The sequence below is a fragment of the Enterococcus thailandicus genome (assembly GCF_001886265.1).
Classification (GTDB): Bacteria; Bacillota; Bacilli; order Lactobacillales; family Enterococcaceae; genus Enterococcus_B; species Enterococcus_B thailandicus.
Map to the genome: position 1 here is coordinate 114,894 of NZ_JXLE01000007.1, position 19,545 is coordinate 134,438.

Here is a 19,545-nt window from a genome sequence, read left to right on the forward strand (position 1 = left end):
ATGAATTGTAGAAGAATAGAGGAGTGGCACGCATGAAAGACATTTACACTGTCGCACATACCCATTGGGATTTTGAATGGTATTTTACCCGTCAAGAAGCACGCGTTCAATTTATTTTCCATATGGATGAAGTTTTGGAAGCTTTAGAAACGAATCAGTTAGATTATTATACGTTAGATGGTCAAATGTCGATCATCGAAGATTATTTAGCTTTATTTCCAGAAAAAGAAGTAGAAATCAAAAAATTTGTGACAGCAGGACGTTTATTTATTGGGCCATGGTTTACACAAATTGATGAAATGACTACCTCAGGTGAATCAATTGTTCGTAATCTAAAAATCGGAATTACAGAAGCAAAAGCACTAGGTGGCGTGATGCGAGTTGGTTATCTTCCAGATTCTTTTGGACAAGGACAAGATATGCCCAAAATTTATCAAGGATTTGATATTTCTCATGCATTATTTTGGCGAGGAATGCCAAGAGAAGCGAATACCCGTTATTTTTACTGGTCAAGTAATGATGGTTCAAAAGTCCTAACAGCTAATATTAAAAATGGTTACTATGCTGGTGTGGAATTGGTTGAGCAAAATCAATTTGATGAGCTTGCAGAAAAAATCAGTACACAGACACCGAGTGAGACCCATTTGTTACCTGTTGGTGGCGACCAACGAGCAGTTGACTTTGATTTGAAACAACGAATCAGTTTAGCCAATCAAGAAAGTGAAGAAGCTACTCGATTCATTGAAAGCAACTATCCGGTTTTCTTTAAATCTTTAGAAAACGAATCAGAAAAACTTCCTGAACTTTCTGGAGAATTTATTGAACCATCTGATTCAAAAATTCATCGTGGCATTTATTCTTCTAGATATGATTTGAAACAGGTTTATGATCGATTAGAACGTAGCTTGACTTACCAATTAGAACCACTATCTGTCGTAGCAGCAAATCACGGTATTCCTGTTAAACAAGGACTGATTACCAGTCTATGGAAAATCGTTGCTAGAGGACAAGCTCATGATAGCGCAGGCGGTTGTAATAGCGATAAAACAAATCAAGACATTTATTTGCGTGGGGTTAATGGATTGCAAGAAGCTCAGTCTTGTGTTGACTATTTATTGCGGAAACTAAGTATTTCTTTAAATCACGGACAAGACAATCAAGTTTTTCTTTGGAATCCGTTACCCTTTGAGTTAACAACAATTCGTAAAGTAGCACTTTCAACTAAAACAGCTACTTTTTCATTAGTCGATCAAAAGGGACAACCGGTTGAAGTTGAACTGTTAAGTCAAAAACGAGAAAATGCCGCACTCTTGAGAAGAGATCCTGAGGCAATGAGTGATGAACATTATTATGTAAGTGAAGTAGCAATCGAGTGTACATTACCTTCAATGGGCTGGCTTTGTTTTACGGTCGAAGAAACAACTGCAAGTGTACCACAGCTCACAAAAGCAACGGAGTTAGAAAATGACTGGTATGTTATCCAATTGAAAGAAGGAAAACTGAACCTTTATTCAAAAGAATTGAAGAAATGGTACCATGATTTCTTATGGTTTGAAGACAGTGGCGATGAAGGGGACACGTATGATTATTCGCCAGCGTTTAATGATTGGTTCTTAAAACTTGATTTTTCACAGCATAACCAAGCAATGGTTGAGCAAGGGGACTTGATTAGTCGAATGACGATTGAGGGAGAATGGGCATTACCTTTTGACCTATGTTCACGAAAAGAACAAGTAACAGATGGAACAGTCAGCTATACGATGGTTCTGGAATGCAATAAGCAAACGAACTTGATTGATGTGCATCTAACACTGGATAATCAAGTGCTTGATCATCGCTTACGTTTGATGATTGCAACAAAAACAAAGGCCGTGGTTTCTACAAGTGATACACCATTTGGCATAATAAAACGTCCAATAGAAGAAAAACATTTACCTGATTGGAAAGAAATCGGGTATAAAGAAGAACCGACAAGTATGCGACCAATGTTACATCTTGCCAATCTCCATGATGAAAAAGAAAGCTGGTCATTTTTAACTAGAGGTACGAAAGATTTTCAAGTAATCGACGGCGAAAGGCAGCAATTAGCAATCACTGTTTTCCGTGGTGTGGGCTACTTGGGACGTCCAGATACATTGCGAAGACCCGGAGATGCCTCTGGACTTCAAACAAAAGTTGTTCCAACACCAGATAGCCAATTAGTAGGTACAGTTGTGTTCGAAGGCAGCCTTGTTTTAGATGAATTTTTCGATAGCCAGAAGTTACAAACCAACTATTTAGAAACAACACAAGAAGCACTTGACTATCAGACGCAGGAACTGAATCGTTTTACAACACCAATCCAATATTTCCCAGTCAATCCAAAATCACTTATTGAAGACCCACGTGGAAAAGTAACCATCGATGAACTGACAGTTGTGTTTAGTAGTCTTCAAGCAACGATTGATGGAACAGGGATTGAATTACGTTTGTATAATCCAACAGATGTAGCACAAACAGCACCAGGTAAACTCTCTTTTGATGCACCTACTGAAGTAAAATTACTGAACTTGGAAGGGAAAGTAATTGATTCGGTAAGCGAAAATGTGACTACTTTACCGATGAGTGCTTTCAAGCCAGGTGAAATTCGAACGTATGGCATTTTTTTCAATCAAAAAGAAATGGAGTAGTGACGTGATCAATCAAACAGACTTAATCAATGAAATCCAACAATATGCAATGACTATCAATTTAAAAGATGCAAAAGCAACAAAGTTATTTCAACATGCACTCGTTGATACAATTACGAATACGGTTTCTGTGAGAGAAAATGGCGAAATCTTTGTTGCTACAGGTGATATTTCTGCCATGTGGCTAAGAGATTCAACTTTTCAAGTCTTGCCATATTTAGAAATTGTCCATGAGGTCCCGACAATCAAACAATTGATTCATGGCGTATTGAAGCAACAATTAACGTATATCAAACATGATCCTTATTCTAATGCGTTTAACAAAGAAGTTGGTGGTGGTCATTACAGTAATGACACGTCGAATATTCCAATTTCGCCATTAGTTTGGGAAAGAAAATTTGAAATTGATTCATTATGTGCACCATTTTTCTTAGCGTTTCATCTCTACAAAAAAACGGGTTATGAAGCACATTTGACTCCTGATTTTTGGGCGGTCGCTGAGTTGGCAATTGACACTTTTATTACGGAACAGCACCATGAATCATCAGATTATCTTTTCCAACGTACAAATTGTCCGCCATCAGATACTTTAGCGAGAGAAGGAAGAGGAACACCGATAAATTATACTGGAATGGTCTGGAGTGGCTTCCGTCCAAGTGATGATGCATGCACTTATGGTTACTTTGTTCCAGGAAATCTATTTATTCTAGTTATCTTGGATCAATTGCTGGAATTATTAGCAGTGAAACCGAAAGAAGACCAAGAAGTATTACGTCAAAAAATCCAGAAATTACAAGAAGACATCTCAAAAGGTGTCCAACAATTTGCTATTTTAAATGACGAAAATGGTGAAAGTTATTATGCATATGAGGTAGATGGTTTAGGAAATCATTTATTTATGGATGATGCAAATGTTCCTAGCTTATTATCTTTACCGTTTTTAGGTTACATGAAAGAAGACAATCCGCTTTATCAAACAACACGCCAGAAAATTTTAAGTAAAGAAAATCCTTATTATTATTCTGGAACCTACTTGGCAGGAATTGGCAGTCCACATACACCACCAAACTATGTCTGGCCAATTTCACTTGCGATGGAAGGCTTGACTTCAACGAATCGTAACTTTGTTGAAGAAAAAATTGATCAAATTGCTAAAAACGACGCTGGAACTTTGCAGTGTCATGAGGGAGTTGATGTGGATAATCCCGAGAATTATACGAGAGAATGGTTTTCTTGGGCGAATATGACGTATTGTGGGTTGGTTTTTCACTATTTGAATTTAGGTGGAAAATGAATAGTTAAATGCTGCTTGACGGAATGTTTTACAGAAAAAGAGGAGAAAACAAAATGAAGAAAATGAAGTTTGGATTTGCTGCACTCGTTTTTTTTGCTATGACACTTTTTATTCCTGTAACAGTTCATGGACAAGAACAAGAACATTCAACACAGACGATGGTTTACTATCGAGCTTGGCGCGATAAAACGATGCACGGGGTCAACACTAGTTTACCTGATGAAAATTGGCTGACAATGGATGATATTCCTTATGGGATCGACATTGTAAACATCTTTAGTTATGTACCAAAAGGGGAAGAAGAAAAAGCAGCACCTTTTTTTAAGGAATTGAAAGAACATTATGTACCTAACCTGCATGCACGCGGTGTGAAATTGACCAAGGCAATTGATTATTCAGAATTGCTAAAAGTCCCTTATGCTGGTTCGTTTCCAACAGAACAAGAATTTGATGCGTATGCGAATCAATTACTAGATGAACATGTACGCGCTTATGGTATTGATGGGCTTGATATTGATATGGAAACTTTCCCAAGCGCCACAGACATTGCTCTTTCAGATGGTGTAATCAAAGCATTAGCGAAATACATTGGGCCACTAGCGAATAATGGGACCGTTTTTGTTTACGACACAAATGGTTCCAACTTGGCACCTTTACAAGATGTTGCATCAAGTTTCACTTATTTAGGATACCAACAGTACGGCTCGGATGACACACGAACACAACGCGCAATCAATGATTATACCAATGTCATTGAAAAAGAGCGCTTTATGCCAGGTTTGACATTTCCTGAAGAGCAAGACAACAACCGTTGGTACGACACAAAAGAACCTTATGAAACAAGTAATATCTACAAAGTAGCAAAATTTACCGCAGACCATCAATTATATGGAATGTTTTTATATGCTTTGGATCGAGATGGGCGAACATATAATGAAGATGATTTGAATCATGTTGTGCCGTCAAACTTTTTATGGACAAAAACGGCTATTTTGCAAGCAAAAGGATTTACTTTAGAACAAGCGAAAAATATTGCGATTCATCATTGGAACCGAGTAAGTGAAGAAGGACCAATAAAAAATTCAGTCCTAGAAAAAATCAATTCTGCGCAATCTAATTATGAAGTGAACAAAGTATTACTAGGATCAAGTAATGATTTCGTAAATGACGGTGCAAGTATCACCTATGATCCAATTTATGAATTAACACTTATGAAATAAAAAATAAAGGTATGGCAACTACTCGCCATACCTTTATTTTTTTGCTATTTAGCTAGTGTCTTTGCAATTTCCTCAGTTCCTTCAGAAAGAACAATTGTCTTTCGCGAAAAAGCGGAAGTATCTACTAATTGGCTTAAAAATGCAGCAACTGTTTGGCGACTGATTGTTTTAGCAGCTTGTTCACCAGGCGCAGTTAATTGAATGTGTGAAACTTTTTCTTCGTTGGTCAAAGTAACTGGTTGAATAATCACATAATCTAAAGTCGTTTGATTTTTCAACCACTCATCAGCATAATGTTTTGTAATGTAGTAGTCAATCATTGAATCGGGCCAGTTTGCTGGATTATCTGCAAAAACAGCACTAATCATCAGGTAACGTTTCACTGCAGCTTGTTCTGCTGCACGAATAGTTTTGATTGCACCATCAAGGTCGACTTGTAATAAGTTCTTTCCTTGAGAGCCAGCTGCAAAAATAACTGTATCGATTTCTTTAAAAGTGTTGCTCATTTCTTCTACTGTCCAAGTCAAATCAAATGAAACGTAAGTAACGTTATTTGCTTCAACGAGTGATTGTTTGGCAACATTACGAACACCAGCAGTAACTTGGTGGTCAGTCTTTGCAAGGTCTTCGATTAAATGGCGACCAATTTGACCATTGGCACCGACAACAAAAATGTTCATAGGAATCTTCCTTTCAGTTCAATTTCTTTCGCACCCATAGTAACACGAAGTTATTTAAATGTTCAGTGTTAACCCTTGGAAGGGAATGAAAAAGAAAGATAATATATCAAAGTAGAAAATGAGTTGAATAGTCTAAGAATGTTAGTCTAGACTTAATTTGGAGCCAACAAACTAATAAACTGATATTTATATAAAGTCTAGCAAATTTTTAGTACCCTCTCTGCGCAATTTAATTCTTTCTGACTATGAAATATTACCTTATAATATGAGTTATTTAATTATAGAAGTAATAGCTGTATGCTATAATATTTTTTGTAAACGTTTACAAAAATATAGGGGAGTGTTAAAATGAAAAAAGTTAAACTAATTATTACGATGTTGTCTTGTATGTTGCTACTGAGTATATTAGCCCCAGGTACTTCTCAAGTTATCTATGCTTCAGAAAATGATGATAGTATAGAAACAAATAAAATGTTTCAACCAGAGAAGATAACCATACTTGACTCAAATAATTTGTACAAAGCATTTGTTAATGAAATCAATAGTCCAGAAATGAAAGAACAAATAGCTCTTCACGAAGAATCACAAAAAACGATAGACTTGATTCAATCACTTATAGTAAAATATGATGGTGCTGAAGTCAAAATGTGCTATGCAGTTCAAACTCTAGGTGATTATATAGTACCATTAGGTAATGGATGGTCAGAAAAATTTGTGAATGGTGGTATTAATGAGTACGCAACCACTAAGGCAGGTTTAGCAAACTTAAGAGATTATTTAGGCGGTGCCGCTGTAGGATTTGCTGTGAATGGGGCAGCCTATGGAGCGGTAATTGGTGGAGTTATGGGGGCTGTCGTCGGTGTTATTATTGGAGCTGGGATATTAAGTAATCGTTGTAATCAAGGACAGGCTGACATTAAAGCTATGATTAATAAAGGTAGAACAAAAGGTGGTGTTCGACTGACGTTAACAGCAGAATTTCCCATTTGTAGCCTTGATTCACAAACACAATGTGCTATCTGATAATGTAATGATTATAAGATAGCTGATAGGAGTTTACGTATATGTTTCCGATGAGAAATTTTCTGATCTTTTCGACTGTTTTTGTAGTAATATTGCTGTTTATAAAATACTATAAAAATAATCGAAGAAAATAGTTTTCGACTATTTGGAAAGTAACTATTAAAAATCAAATACATAATGAACAATAAAAAAATGGGAGTAAAGTTAATCATCTTTGAGTTTCACCGCTAAAGACGGTGGCAAAGACATTACTATATCAAAAAGAAGTAGCTAGTCGTCTCGCTAAAGTGACGGCTATTTCTTTTTGTCGTTTTTAAGCACAGCCATAATCAAACCAATCAATGCGATGGTAAACATACCAAAGCCGAGAATGATTTGAATTGTTTCATATGCGGACAAAAAGGTTACTCCTTTCGTAGCGTCCAGTACTTACATTCATAAGCACCACCACCTTTCGAAAAGTAACCACCGTCATTCAACTTCACTGTCAAATTTGATTATAGCATAAGCCTTCCTAAACATAAGTAAATGTTTGGGAAGGCTTTCTTTTTTTTTGCTTTATTTTGTTTAATGAATGTGAGAAAAGCTAGACTAACCATTCAGGGTGATCGTTTTTGAAGCTGAACGCTTGGAACCACAACCTTATTCACGGTGTTCAAGAAGTAACTCCTGCAAAATAAGCCCAAATTACTCAAAAATTTGAGAAACAATTTCTGGTAATTTATTCTTATTTATTGGAGCTGGGCACTTCTTTTACAACCTCATACACGGTGTTCCCCAAGCAACTTCTCGAAATAATTCATAACTGTCCAAAAATATGGAAAGCTATTTTTGTCAGTTGCTCATTATTTTTTCGAAGCTGAACGCTTGGAGCCACAACCTTTTTTTACAATTCTTGCGTAGGGTTCGTCTTAACCAATTTAAGCAATACACTTGCTGCACCAGCAGTAGCAAGTCCCGCAACAATTGCCTCAGGAACACCACTAGTAAAGATCACAGCCAGAATCGCTGAATAGACTGCATTGGTATTTGCACCAATTACTTGCGCATAATCTTGTTGGAATAAAAAATAAATCAAATTCATAACTAAAATCGTATTTGTAAGTGAACCGGCTAATCCTGCGATAAATAATGCGACAGGCGAAGTGTTTCTCTTAGAAAAACGTTTGAATCCCATATAAACAAAATAGGGAACGATTCCAATCAAAATTCGTGGAATAAACACAACTAACAATGCCTTCCAGCTACCTTGAGTAGTACCAATTACAGGGACTAAAGGTGAAAACACAAAGGAAAGTGGTGTTTGAATAATTGTGCTACGAATTAAGCTGATGAAGCCAAAAACGCCACCAAGGAATGCACCCAATCTTGGTCCTAAAACAATTGAAGCGATAATGACTGGGATGTGCATCGTTGTTGCGTTGATTGGGCCAATCGGAATAAATCCAAGTGGTGTGACTGCTAATAAAATCAGAATGGCTAAAAACATTGCGGTTAAAGTGAAATTTTTAGTGTTTTTCATCACTTTTCCTCCTCTACGTTGTTCGCTGATTCAAATGTAATAACACTTGATCAATAATTATTTGGACTTCTGCCAAGGCACCTTTACCAAAGTCACCACAAGCTAGTAGCGATTCTCTTGGCTCGATTTCTTGATAACCAACGGATTTCAAAGCAGCTAAGTTTCGCTGATTGATTGGATTTGTGTACATCGTTGTATTCATGGCTGGCGCAATCAATTTAGGTGTTTTTTCAGGCAAAGCAAGTGCAACAGTAGACAATAGATCATCTGCAATTCCATTTGCTAGCTTGCCGATGATATTCGCTGTTGCCGGAGCAACTAAAAAGAGGTCAGCTTGTTTTGCTAGTTCAATATGGTTGATTACTTTAGGATTTGCTTCTTGCATGACATCTGTATGGATTGGACGTTTGGCTAAAGATTGTAAAGTTAATGGTGTAATGAAATGGGTACTACTTTCAGTCATGATGACTTCGACTTGATAACCTAACTTCATTAATTGGTTAGTGATATCTGCACTTTTATAGGCAGAGATACTTCCAGAAATGCCAAGTAGAACAGTTTTCATTTAATCATCTCCTCTATTTTTTTGAACATTTGCGACAATCAGGTCTGCAATTTCTTTTTTCGTAAAAGCTTCAGCAAGGGTTCCATCTGCTGCGAGTAAGTATCCATGATGATGTTCTTGTGAAATTTCGGTTAAGTCATTGGCTAAAATAAAATCAGTTTGATTTTTCACCAAGCTCTGTTGTGCAATCTTTAGTAAGTGTTCTTTTGAGACATCCACAAGTAGCTTAAACCCAACAATACACGCAGTAGGTTGCCAATCCCGCAAATAACTAATAATTTTAGGTGTTTTTTCTAAAACAATGACTAATTGATCTGTGTCAGAAGAAATTTTTTTGACAGAGTTGCCGTCAGCTTGCTTTGTTTGAGTCAACCAGTTATCAAAAGAAGTTTCAGTTACTTTATTTGTACCAAAACTTTCGATAAAATGCTCTTTTGACAAACTGAGGCTTGGAGTGAAATCACTGACGGCCATACTATGGATGATTGCGTCATAGGTTTTTGCTTGCAACAATGTTTCTAAAATCGTTAATAAATCATGGGTCGATTCAATCATATGGAGATGAATCGCGTCACTTGGTTCAGGTAACACACTGTTTTTGGTAGTGACATAATCAATGATTGCTTCGGGATTGTTCGAAAAAGCATCTGCAATTTGTTTGCCTAGTCGACCAGTCGAATGATTGGTTATCGCACGTACTTGATCAATTTTTTCCGTAGTGCCACCAGCAGTTATTAAAATGTTCATTCTTTTTCACCTACATGAACTAAAGTTCTTCCTTGATGTGTTCCAGCTAATAATTGAGCAATCGTTTCTGGTAATTGGGTAAGTGAAATTTCTGTGACCAGCAAGTCATCTGTAATTGCTAGTTCTGCCAAGGATTGCCAAATTTTTTCTCGTTGTTCATGGGGAACATTGACGGAGTCGATTCCAATCAACTGAATATTTCGCAAAATAAAAGGTAAGACGGTCGTATTCAATTCAATTCCGCTAGCATTGCCACACAGCGCAGCCGCACCATTATAAGAAATCAAAGGCAAAAGTTGACTCAATTGAGCGCCACCAACCGTGTCAATCACGTAATCAACTGTTTGTTTCGCTAACGGTTTTGTTTTTTCTGGTAAAAAAGTTGTAGGTTGAATAACCTGTGTTGCGCCTAATTTTGTTAGCCAAGATTCAGCAGTTGTTTTTCGAGAAAAAGCAGTGATAGTTGTAAAACCTAATTTATGCAGCAAAGCGATTGCCACACTACCCACGCCACCTGAAGCACCGGTAACTAATACGTGATTCGTTGGTTTCATTCCTTGTTCTAACAACGCATTTACTGCAAGAGCAGCAGTAAATCCAGCTGTTCCTAAAATCATTGCTTGACGTGTACTTAATCGTTCAGGTAACTTAACTAGCCATTCACTTGGAACCGCTTGATATTGACTGTAACCACCGGGGTGAGTAACACCTAGTCCATAACCAGTAACTAAAACTTTTTCACCGGGCGAGAATTGTTCAGTTGAACTTTTGATAACAGTTCCAGCTAAATCAATGCCAGGTGTCATCGGGTAAGTCCGAATCACATTTCCAGATTCGCTACTAGCCAAAGCATCTTTATAATTAACATCTGAATAAGCAACTTCAACAAGTACTTCATTGTCTGCTAGTTCAATGGGTTCTTGTTCAATAATCTTTGCTTGAAATGTTGGATCCTTTGTTACTTGAAAAGCTTTAAAAGTTTCCATAATAAAATGAAACCTCCCTCAAAATTTTCTTATATCATACCATAAACGCATCATTTTTTTTGGAGTTCTTTCTCTAAGCTTTTTATAAAAAATGAGGAATGCATTCTGAAAAAAATTTTCTATGCTGTAGTTGTAAAATTATTTTTTTCCCGCATTCTTTTTTCTCCAAAAAAATAAACAGAAAGGGTTGCGTTTTTTGTCAAAATTCGTATACTAATACAGGTGATTGTAAACTTTAAGTTTACTATTAGAAAACTTCTGAAGGAGGAAAAAATGGAAATCGGGGAAAAGTTACGAAATTTACGAATTCAAAAGAACTTGACACAAGAAGAACTTGGCGAGCGGACAGATTTATCAAAAGGCTATATTTCTCAATTAGAAAGAGACTTGAGTTCGCCATCAATGGAAACTTTTTTTTCCATACTTGAAGTCTTGGGTGTCTCACCAGAAGAATTTTTCCGCCAAGAAGCATCAAGTTTGCAAATCGTTTATTCAGCAGAAGATCATACGATTTATTTTGATGAAGAAAACGGTTATGAATTAGAATGGTTAGTTTCTGATTCAAATGAAAAAGAAATGGAACCAGTTCTCTTGACGTTTGAGTCAGCTGGTGAGTATAAGACATTTGAACCTTCTTTATCCGAAACGTTTATTTTTGTGTTAGAAGGGGAGTTAGAGTTAACCTTAGGTGAGAAGAGTTATTTTGCAAAAGCAGGTCAATCTGTTTATTATCAAGCGACAAAACAACATCAGTTGAGAAATCATTTGACGACCAAGACGAAAGTATTGATTGTTGCGACAAAATCGTATTTATAAATTGGAGGTATGAAGAAGTGGGGAACCCAATTATTGCGTTTGATCGAGTAGTGAAACGCTATGACGATGAAACAATTTTAAAAAAGGTTAGTTTTGAAATTGAGCAAGGGAAATTTTATACATTGTTAGGGCCTTCGGGATGTGGGAAAACAACGATTTTACGAATTATCGCTGGTTTTACGGAAGCCACTGAAGGAGATATTTATTTTGAAGGGAAACGACTGAACGATCTTCCCGCAAACAAACGTCAAGTAAATACGGTTTTTCAAGACTATGCGTTATTTCCTCATATGAACGTCTTTGATAATGTTGCTTTTGGATTACAAATTAAAAAAATGCCTAAAAATGAAATTCGAAAAAAAGTGACGGATGCGTTAAGAATGGTTCAGCTTCCTGGGTACGAAACGAGAGAAATCAGTGAAATGTCTGGAGGACAAAGACAGCGTGTTGCGATCGCACGCGCCATTGTTAATGAGCCAAAAGTCTTGTTACTTGATGAGTCATTATCTGCTTTGGATTTAAAACTACGAACAGATATGCAATATGAATTACGTGAATTGCAACAACGTTTAGGAATCACTTTTATTTTTGTAACACATGATCAAGAAGAAGCTTTGGCAATGAGTGACGAAATTTTTGTTATGAATAAAGGCAAAATTGTTCAAAGTGGTACACCAGTGGACATTTATGATGAGCCGATTAATCATTTTGTTGCTGATTTTGTTGGAGAAAGTAATATTGTTGATGGCGTGATGATTGAGGACAACTTAGTCGAATTTGTTGGGAAACAATTTGAGTGTGTAGATGGTGGAATGCGTGCCAATGAACCAGTTGAAGTCGTTTTACGCCCAGAAGATTTGAATATTACGACACCAGACAAAGGAAAATTAGTTGTTACCGTAGACACACAGCTGTTCCGTGGCGTACACTATGAAATTATTTGTTTTGATGAACAACACAATGAATGGATGGTTCATTCAACGAAGAAAGCTAAAGAAGGAAGTAAAGTAGGTCTTTCTTTTGAACCAGAAGATATCCATGTTATGCGTTTCAACGAATCAGAGGAAGACTTTGATGCACGATTAGAAAGCTATGAAGAGTAAGGGGGCTGTGTAATGAAAACAATGCGGAGAATTTATTCAGTCCCTTATATGTTGTGGCTAGGATTATTTGTAATTGCGCCAGTTATCATGATTATTTATCAATCGTTTTTTGACATGAATGGGCACTTCACCTTAGCCAACTACGCTACGTACTTTACCTCAGGAACGTATCTTTGGATGACCTTTAACTCTGTCTGGTATGCGTTTTTGATTACAGTTTTTGCGTTACTAATTAGTTATCCAACAGCTTATTTTTTGACCAAATTGAAACATAAACAATTGTGGCTGATGCTGATTATTTTGCCAACGTGGGTCAACTTACTGCTGAAAGCTTATGCATTTATTGGTATTTTTAGCATCAATGGAAGTATCAATCAGTTTTTTGACTTCATTGGTATTGGCACGAAACAAATTTTATTTACCGATGTGAGTTTCTTATTTGTTGCGACTTATATTGAGATTCCCTTTATGATCATGCCAATTTTTAACGCGCTAGAAGAGTTGAATCCATCGTTAATTAGTGCGAGCCGTGATTTAGGTGCAAATAATCTAGAAACATTTCGTCGCGTGATTTTTCCTTTGTCTTTAAATGGTGTGAAAAGTGGGGTCCAAGCAGTCTTTATTCCTTCACTTTCTTTATTCATGTTGACGCGACTGATTGGAGGAAACCGTGTGATCACTTTGGGGACAGCAATTGAGCAACACTTTTTGGTCACCCAAAATTGGGGAATGGGTTCGACGATCGGTGTTATTTTGATTATTGCGATGTTCGTGGTCATGCTTTTAACCGGTGAGAAGAAAAAAGGAGGGCGATCTTGATGAAAAAATTCAAGTGGTCATATGTTTATCTAGCCATTGTTTTTTTATTGTTGTATTTGCCAATCTTTTATTTGATTTTCTACTCCTTTAATGATGGCGGCTCTATGACAAGTTTTACTGGCTTTACTTGGGAAAATTACCAAGCAGTTTTTGAAGACACGCGTTTGATTATTATTGTATTAAATACATTCATGCTTGCCTTTTTATCTGCATTGTTAGCTACGATTATCGGGACGTTTGGTGCAATGGGGATCTATTACACGAAAAAAAGAAGTTCACGCACAGCTTTGTTGAGTATGAATAATATTTTATTGGTTTCACCAGATGTAATTATTGGTGCCAGTTTTTTGATTTTTTTCACTTTACTGGGCTTTGGTTTAGGATTCCAAAGCGTGTTACTTTCGCATATTGCGTTTAGTATTCCGATTGTGGTACTGATGGTGCTACCAAAGTTACAAGAAATGAACGATTCGATGGTTGATGCCGCACGCGATTTAGGCGCAAATAATTTTCAGGTAGTAAAAAATATCATTTTACCTTTTCTTTCTCCGGGAATCATTGCGGGGTATTTCATGGCGTTTACCTATTCATTAGATGATTTTGCTGTGACCTTCTTTGTTACAGGGAATGGGTTTACTACCTTATCAGTAGAGATTTATTCTCGTGCACGCCAAGGAATTAGCTTAGAAATCAATGCGTTGAGTGCGCTCGTTTTCTTGTTCTCGATGATTCTAGTGATTGGCTATTATTTTATTAGTAAAGAAAATAGTCCCAAACGAGGTAAAAAAAATCGTCGAGTACGTGAGGAGGTGGCAAAACTACAATGAAAAACTTGCAATCCTTATTTTTTGGTATCGTGATGATTATTGTTGTTTTGTTATTCGGCGTTCATCAATTGGAAAAATCAAGTGGCATGACCAATGCCAAAATTTTAACGATTTACAACTGGGGCGACTATATCGATCCTAGTTTGTTGACTAAATTTGAAAAAGAATATGGTTATAAAGTCAACTACGAAACATTTGACTCAAATGAAGCGATGTTTACGAAAATCCAACAAGGTGGAACGAATTACGATATCGCGATTCCAAGTGAATACATGATTCAAAAAATGATTAAGGAAGAATTACTGTTGCCACTGGATCACTCCAAAATCACAGGGTTGAACAATATCAATCCACGATTTTTAGATTTGGCTTTTGATGAAGGAAATAAATACTCGGTTCCTTATTTTTGGGGAACTTTGGGGATTGTTTACAATGATAAGTTTTTAAATGCTGGACAAATGCAACATTGGGACGATTTATGGCGACCAGAAGTGAAAGATAGCTTGATGTTGATTGATGGTGCCAGAGAAGTGATGGGACTTTCTTTAAATAGTTTGGGTTATTCCTTGAATAGTAAAAATCTTTCAGAGTTACAAGAAGCTGCAGACAAATTAAATCAGCTAACCCCAAATGTCAAAGCAATCGTAGCGGATGAAATCAAAATGTACATGATTAATGAAGAAGCATCCGTTGCTGTAACTTTCTCAGGAGAAGCAGCCGACATGATGTCAGAAAACGACCATTTGCATTATGTTATTCCCACAGAAGGTTCAAACTTATGGTTTGATAACATTGTGATGCCAAAGACCGCAAAGAATACGGAAGGCGCGTACGATTTTATCAATTTTATGCTTAAACCAGAAAATGCAGCACAAAATGCAGAATATATTGGCTATTCAACACCGAATGCTGCAGCAGAAAAATTATTACCAAAAGAAATTTCCGGGGATGAACAATTCTATCCATCAGATGAAACGATTGCTCATCTAGAAGTCTATGAAAATCTTGGTCCGAAATATTTGGGTATCTACAATGATTTATTTTTGGAATTCAAGATGTACAGGAGATAATGGTAAAACTCAGTAAGAATGGGGATTTATCAACGTTCTAAAGAGCTAAAAATCGTCCTTTTTCTATCTGAGTTTTCCAATTTTCTACCAAAAGCGGCTGAAAAGCCGCTTTTTTTGTGTTATTTTATTTTTTCTACCACGTTTTTCTACCAGAGAAAAGTGGACAAAACCATTGTAAAATAGGGCCCGAGACGGGCTAGTAAATCTAAGATTAAAAAAGTTACAGAAGGATAAAGTAATTGGAAACTATGCAAATATACTTAACCCTTCTGTAATCTATTAATAAAACTAATATATGAATCCAGTTCAATATTTGTAGCTATGAAAAAACATAAAAATCATATTAGATAAAAACTAAATTGGTAGATAAATTATTTTGTCAGATATCTGAGGCAAATATTCGACTATTTGTGTTTCAAAGTAAAAATTGGAATACAAATATAGAATAGACATATTGCAGCCGACAGTTTATTATGCTTTTAGACACATTAAACTGGAGGAAAAAATGAAAAAGAGCGCTAAAGATCGAGTTTTTGATGAGCTGATACGACTAACAGGGAATATGTCTTCTGTCACTGCCGAGAAAATTTCGAAGAATCTAGGTATCTCTCGTCAGAATGCCAGCCATTATTTGACGAGATTAGTGGAAGATAAAAAGGTCGAGAAATTACCGGGAAAGCCTGTTTTGTGGAAGCCTTTAGATGAATATGCGGTTGTAGATAATACGGAGCAAATAAACGAAGCCTTTCATTCTGTAGTTGGTCATGACGGAAGTCTGAGAGAGGTCATTCAAAAATGTATAGCCGCTGTCAAATATCCGCCTAACGGACTCAGTGTATTAATAAATGGAGCCACGGGTGTTGGAAAAAGTTTTTTAGCCACAAAAATTTTTGAATACGCTATCCATGAGCAAATTATTGAAGAAGATGCACCATTTGCTATCTTAAACTGTGCCGATTATGCGGACAATCCCGAACTGCTTTCGGCAACACTGTTTGGATACAAGAAGGGGGCCTTTACGGGGGCTGAAAAGGATACCAATGGTTTATTGGCAACGGCCAACAACGGCTATCTTTTTCTCGATGAGGTCCATCGCTTATCGAAAGAAAATCAAGAAAAGCTCTTTCTATTTATTGATACTGGAAACTATCGTCCAGTCGGTGAAAATGTAAATTGGCATTCTGCTAAGGTTCGTTTTATTTTCGCCACGACGGAAAAAGGTGAAGATTATTTATTAGACACCTTTGATCGGCGTATTCAAATTAGTGTTATGTTGCCAACTTTTGAAGATCGCCCTATTCGAGAACGATTAGAGCTGATTCAATTATTTTTTCAAAATGAAGCGGATGTTTTACAAAAAGATATTATTGTTTCAAGAGAAGCCTTGTCTTTAATGTTATCTCATCCCTTTAGTGGGAATATTGGTAAGCTGAAGAATATCATTAAAATCAGTTGTGCGGATGTGTATAGTCGAACACAAGAAGAACCATTAACGATTGGGAAAAATGAGATCTTGATTCAGTTAAATATGCTGGAATCCGAGATAGAAAGCTTGCCGATTGCTAGTTTATTGATAAAGAAAAATCAAAAGATAAAAACGGATCGAATCAAACCGTTTGATTATGATTCGATTTTGGAAAAAATTACTCAGTTGATAAATGAAGGTAATTTCAATGAAAATTTTTCTTCGATAAAGAATGAAGTACAGCATTTGGTGCATCACATTGATAAGGATTCTTTTTTATCAATGAGTAGAAAATTGATGATTCAGATGTTTAGAAAGGTCTGGGTATCCGTTTTAGGAAAAACGTACGGATTGACGACGAGTGGACCTGTTGCAGAAATTATTAGCAGATCCTATGTCATTTCCCCAAGCTATAAGACAGACTTAACCGGGATAAATCGTACATTAGCTGCAAATCTACCTCGGACGACTTACTTATGTAATCAGTTCTTGGAGCATTTACCACCGCTCTCAGAAAAGGACGAGAACTTTCTAAGACTGCTTATTGTCGTGACTTTATCTGATTATGTAGATGAATCCATCGAGCTGAAGGGCCTGTTGCTTGCTCACGGAGATAGTACGGCTAGCAGCATTCAAGCAGTAGTGAATCAATTATGCGGCAATTATGTTTTTGAAGCGTTGGATATGCCAGTAGAGAGTAATGTGTCAGAGATTGTCGAATCGACAAGGAATTTCGTGAAAAGGCAAGTGAATACAGATAGTCTAGTGCTGATCGTAGATATGGGCTCTTTAAATCAAATTTACACACAGATCAAGAACGATTTAAAAGGGGAGTTACTTCTTCTGAATAATTTGACGACTTCCATTGCACTTGATATTGGCTTGAAGATGACGATGAATGCGCCATTTAAACAGATTGCGGAGGATGCAGCAGACAAGTATTCAATCAATGTTCAATACTTTGAAGGCTTTTCTCAAAGTAGCAACATTATCATTTCCTGTATGTCGGGTTTGGGGATTTCGGACAAATTGAAAGATGTTTTTCGTCATCATTTATCGGATGAATCCATCGAAGTTTTCACGAAGGACTACAGAGAACTACGTGAATTAATCGACCAAAATGATGAAACTTATTTTGACAAGACAAAATTGGTCATCACGACTTCGGATCTTCCACGTTCCTTTTCAATTTCTAATATTAATGTTTATGACATCTTAGACGGTGATGGAGCAGCCAATTTGAAGCATATTTTGAGTCCTGAAATGAAGCCGGCAGAATTTAACCGCTTGATTCAGGAGCTAGTAAAATTCTTTTCGTTGGAAGGAATTGCGGACCGTTTGAACTTTCTGAACCCAACGATCGTGATGAGTGAAGTGGAAACAGTCATTTCTAAATATGAAAATTACTATCATTTCACTTTAAATGGCCGTGTAAAACTAAATCTCTATATGCATACGGCATTGATGATGGAACGTTTATTCTTGGCTCGGACAGAAAAATCTGAAGAACCGAATTATGATTTGAAACCAGATGAAGATGAGTTTTATTATGTTTCTAGAAGTATTTTTCAATCAATGGAGATGAAATATAATTTTAAAGTCAATGCTTATGAGCTTTCGCTGCTCTATGAATTATTAGGACCGTATATTCAAAAATAAAGTGTCTAAAAAAGTGTCTAATCTGTTTTTTTTAGGTTAGACACTTTTTTTAATGTGAATTAACGTGATTAAACCAATGTTTTTAAAAGTTGGCACAGGAATTGCTTATATAAAAGTGAACAGAAAGAAAGGAATTAACCATATGAAGAAAATTCTAATAGCGACTCACGGTCACTTAGCTTCAGGCTTTCTTAGCAGTATTCAATTACTGACGGGGAAGGTTCAAGAGATTACGGTGATTAATGCTTATGTGGATGAGTGTGATTTTGAACAGGAGTTGAATGTATTTGTAAACCAGGTGAATGAGCAGGATCAGATTTTTGTTTTTACCGATTTATTTGGCGGAAGTGTCAATCAGAAGATTACCAAAACCTTTTTGGAGAAAGAGATTGCTGTAACTATTTTGTCTGGCTTTAATCTGCCAATTCTGCTCGAAATAGTATTGGCAACCAAGGAATTAACAAAGGAGGATATTCAGGAACTGGTAAATAAATGCCAACAGGAATTAAAGATGACCATTCTTGATGAGGTACATGTAGTAAATGAAGAGGAAGATTTTTTTTAGGAGGAAGAAAAATGATTAAAGCAGTGCGAATTGATGAACGATTAATTCATGGACAAGTAGCGATGACTTGGACAAAGAGTCTAAATTTAACCGGGTTAGTAGTAGCAAGCGATGAGGCGGCTACCAACGATATTCAAAAGATGACATTGAAGATGGCTGCACCATCGAATGTCAAAGTCATTATTAAAACAGTTGATGACGCGATTCATTTGTTAAAAGATCCGCGGGCGAAGGACATGCGCTTGATGGTTTTAGTCCCTAATGTCAAAGATGCGGTAAAAGTTGCGAAAGCTTTCCCAACGGAAATCGAATTAATGAACGTGGGGAATGCTGGGAAAATGACACCGCCATCGGAAGATAAGAAAACCTTATCAAAGGAAGTGATGTTAACGACGTCAGAAATTCAAGACTTAAAAGAATTAGTTGAACTTTATCCAGATACCGTTTTTCAGCCTACACCGGCGATGGAAAAACGTTCAGCTATCTCTATTTTGAGTGATTTTTAGAAAAAGGAA

18 protein-coding genes are annotated in these 19,545 nt (G+C 36.6%); 12 read left to right on the plus strand and 6 right to left on the minus strand.

The genetic code is table 11. The annotated features are described in order from the left end of the window. Nucleotides 1–32: 32 nt before the first annotated feature. From RV17_RS06780 to RV17_RS06790, 3 genes are read left to right on the plus strand one after another with little or no spacing between them, the layout of a single operon-like run. On the plus strand, nucleotides 33–2,669 hold the full coding sequence (locus RV17_RS06780; RefSeq protein ID WP_071868816.1) for a glycoside hydrolase family 38 N-terminal domain-containing protein: 2,637 nt from the start codon (nucleotides 33–35) through the stop codon (nucleotides 2,667–2,669). Further along, complete coding sequence (locus tag RV17_RS06785) at nucleotides 2,635–3,963, plus strand: glycoside hydrolase family 125 protein (RefSeq protein ID WP_071868817.1); 1,329 nt, start codon at nucleotides 2,635–2,637, stop codon at nucleotides 3,961–3,963. The genes RV17_RS06780 and RV17_RS06785 overlap by 35 nt, the downstream gene beginning before the upstream one ends. A 53-nt stretch (nucleotides 3,964–4,016) precedes the next feature. Then, the gene (locus tag RV17_RS06790) at nucleotides 4,017–5,183 is read left to right on the plus strand and encodes an EndoS/ChiA family endoglycosidase (RefSeq protein ID WP_071868818.1); all 1,167 of its coding nucleotides are present in this window, start codon (nucleotides 4,017–4,019) and stop codon (nucleotides 5,181–5,183) included. A gap of 44 nt (nucleotides 5,184–5,227) precedes the next feature. Here RV17_RS06790 and RV17_RS06795 read toward each other — a convergent pair whose 3' ends face one another. Beyond that, complete coding sequence (locus RV17_RS06795; protein WP_067481539.1) at nucleotides 5,228–5,863, minus strand: SDR family oxidoreductase; 636 nt, start codon at nucleotides 5,861–5,863, stop codon at nucleotides 5,228–5,230. A 348-nt stretch (nucleotides 5,864–6,211) separates the two neighbouring features. On the opposite strand from RV17_RS06795, the gene RV17_RS06800 reads away from it, so the two are divergent. Further along, on the plus strand, nucleotides 6,212–6,886 hold the full coding sequence (locus RV17_RS06800; protein WP_249024353.1) for a glycine zipper family protein: 675 nt from the start codon (nucleotides 6,212–6,214) through the stop codon (nucleotides 6,884–6,886). Between the two features lie 294 nt (nucleotides 6,887–7,180). On the opposite strand, the gene RV17_RS06805 is transcribed toward RV17_RS06800, so the two are convergent. From RV17_RS06805 to RV17_RS06825, 5 genes are all read right to left on the minus strand, one after another. Continuing rightward, nucleotides 7,181–7,312 (minus strand): putative holin-like toxin, encoded by a 132-nt coding sequence (locus RV17_RS06805; protein WP_071868819.1) that lies wholly within the window; start codon nucleotides 7,310–7,312, stop codon nucleotides 7,181–7,183. Between the two features lie 460 nt (nucleotides 7,313–7,772). Then, a complete protein-coding gene (locus tag RV17_RS06810; RefSeq protein ID WP_071868820.1) occupies nucleotides 7,773–8,408 on the minus strand; it encodes an ECF transporter S component in 636 nt (211 codons plus the stop codon). A gap of 13 nt (nucleotides 8,409–8,421) precedes the next feature. Beyond that, nucleotides 8,422–8,973 carry a phosphopantothenoylcysteine decarboxylase gene (gene coaC / locus RV17_RS06815; protein WP_071868821.1) on the minus strand — a complete coding sequence of 184 codons (552 nt, stop codon included), beginning with the start codon at nucleotides 8,971–8,973 and terminating at the stop codon, nucleotides 8,422–8,424. Further along, nucleotides 8,974–9,720 (minus strand): phosphopantothenate--cysteine ligase, encoded by a 747-nt coding sequence (locus tag RV17_RS06820; RefSeq protein ID WP_071868822.1) that lies wholly within the window; start codon nucleotides 9,718–9,720, stop codon nucleotides 8,974–8,976. It lies immediately after the preceding gene. Beyond that, nucleotides 9,717–10,706, minus strand: a complete 990-nt coding sequence (locus tag RV17_RS06825; RefSeq protein WP_071868823.1) for an acrylyl-CoA reductase family protein — start codon at nucleotides 10,704–10,706, stop codon at nucleotides 9,717–9,719. The genes RV17_RS06820 and RV17_RS06825 overlap by 4 nt, the downstream gene beginning before the upstream one ends. A gap of 273 nt (nucleotides 10,707–10,979) precedes the next feature. Between RV17_RS06825 and RV17_RS06830 the strand changes: the two genes are divergently transcribed. The 8 genes from RV17_RS06830 (at nucleotide 10,980) to RV17_RS06865 (ending at nucleotide 19,536) form a co-directional block, all read left to right on the plus strand. Then, nucleotides 10,980–11,522 carry a helix-turn-helix domain-containing protein gene (locus tag RV17_RS06830; RefSeq protein WP_067481550.1) on the plus strand — a complete coding sequence of 181 codons (543 nt, stop codon included), beginning with the start codon at nucleotides 10,980–10,982 and terminating at the stop codon, nucleotides 11,520–11,522. A gap of 17 nt (nucleotides 11,523–11,539) precedes the next feature. Next, nucleotides 11,540–12,625 (plus strand): ABC transporter ATP-binding protein, encoded by a 1,086-nt coding sequence (locus tag RV17_RS06835; RefSeq protein ID WP_071868824.1) that lies wholly within the window; start codon nucleotides 11,540–11,542, stop codon nucleotides 12,623–12,625. Between the two features lie 12 nt (nucleotides 12,626–12,637). After that, complete coding sequence (locus RV17_RS06840; protein WP_067481552.1) at nucleotides 12,638–13,444, plus strand: ABC transporter permease; 807 nt, start codon at nucleotides 12,638–12,640, stop codon at nucleotides 13,442–13,444. After that, nucleotides 13,444–14,271 carry an ABC transporter permease gene (locus RV17_RS06845; protein ID WP_067481553.1) on the plus strand — a complete coding sequence of 276 codons (828 nt, stop codon included), beginning with the start codon at nucleotides 13,444–13,446 and terminating at the stop codon, nucleotides 14,269–14,271. The genes RV17_RS06840 and RV17_RS06845 overlap by 1 nt, the downstream gene beginning before the upstream one ends. Beyond that, complete coding sequence (locus RV17_RS06850; RefSeq protein ID WP_071868825.1) at nucleotides 14,268–15,341, plus strand: ABC transporter substrate-binding protein; 1,074 nt, start codon at nucleotides 14,268–14,270, stop codon at nucleotides 15,339–15,341. The genes RV17_RS06845 and RV17_RS06850 overlap by 4 nt, the downstream gene beginning before the upstream one ends. Before the next feature lie 427 nt (nucleotides 15,342–15,768). Then, nucleotides 15,769–18,465 carry a sigma 54-interacting transcriptional regulator gene (locus tag RV17_RS06855; RefSeq protein WP_071868826.1) on the plus strand — a complete coding sequence of 899 codons (2,697 nt, stop codon included), beginning with the start codon at nucleotides 15,769–15,771 and terminating at the stop codon, nucleotides 18,463–18,465. A gap of 64 nt (nucleotides 18,466–18,529) precedes the next feature. Further along, nucleotides 18,530–19,030, plus strand: coding sequence for a PTS sugar transporter subunit IIA (locus RV17_RS06860; protein ID WP_256664972.1), 501 nt, complete (start codon nucleotides 18,530–18,532; stop codon nucleotides 19,028–19,030). Nucleotides 19,031–19,041: 11 nt separating this feature from the next. Further along, nucleotides 19,042–19,536: a PTS sugar transporter subunit IIB gene (locus RV17_RS06865; RefSeq protein WP_002287026.1), complete on the plus strand. Its 495-nt coding sequence runs from the start codon at nucleotides 19,042–19,044 to the stop codon at nucleotides 19,534–19,536. Nucleotides 19,537–19,545: the final 9 nt, after the last annotated feature.

Bases quoted from the DNA above. Each gene is read 5' to 3' on its own strand.
- RV17_RS06820 (WP_071868822.1), bottom strand. From the start codon at position 9,720: ATGAACATTTTAATAACTGCTGGTGGCACTACGGAAAAAATTGATCAA.
- RV17_RS06790 (WP_071868818.1), top strand. From the start codon at position 4,017: ATGAAGAAAATGAAGTTTGGATTTGCTGCACTCGTTTTTTTTGCTATG.
- coaC (WP_071868821.1), bottom strand. From the start codon at position 8,973: ATGAAAACTGTTCTACTTGGCATTTCTGGAAGTATCTCTGCCTATAAA.
- RV17_RS06780 (WP_071868816.1), top strand. From the start codon at position 33: ATGAAAGACATTTACACTGTCGCACATACCCATTGGGATTTTGAATGG.
- RV17_RS06810 (WP_071868820.1), bottom strand. From the start codon at position 8,408: ATGAAAAACACTAAAAATTTCACTTTAACCGCAATGTTTTTAGCCATT.
- RV17_RS06865 (WP_002287026.1), top strand. From the start codon at position 19,042: ATGATTAAAGCAGTGCGAATTGATGAACGATTAATTCATGGACAAGTA.
- RV17_RS06845 (WP_067481553.1), top strand. From the start codon at position 13,444: ATGAAAAAATTCAAGTGGTCATATGTTTATCTAGCCATTGTTTTTTTA.
- RV17_RS06850 (WP_071868825.1), top strand. From the start codon at position 14,268: ATGAAAAACTTGCAATCCTTATTTTTTGGTATCGTGATGATTATTGTT.
- RV17_RS06830 (WP_067481550.1), top strand. From the start codon at position 10,980: ATGGAAATCGGGGAAAAGTTACGAAATTTACGAATTCAAAAGAACTTG.
- RV17_RS06825 (WP_071868823.1), bottom strand. From the start codon at position 10,706: ATGGAAACTTTTAAAGCTTTTCAAGTAACAAAGGATCCAACATTTCAA.
- RV17_RS06800 (WP_249024353.1), top strand. From the start codon at position 6,212: ATGAAAAAAGTTAAACTAATTATTACGATGTTGTCTTGTATGTTGCTA.
- RV17_RS06785 (WP_071868817.1), top strand. From the start codon at position 2,635: ATGGCATTTTTTTCAATCAAAAAGAAATGGAGTAGTGACGTGATCAAT.
- RV17_RS06840 (WP_067481552.1), top strand. From the start codon at position 12,638: ATGAAAACAATGCGGAGAATTTATTCAGTCCCTTATATGTTGTGGCTA.
- RV17_RS06795 (WP_067481539.1), bottom strand. From the start codon at position 5,863: ATGAACATTTTTGTTGTCGGTGCCAATGGTCAAATTGGTCGCCATTTA.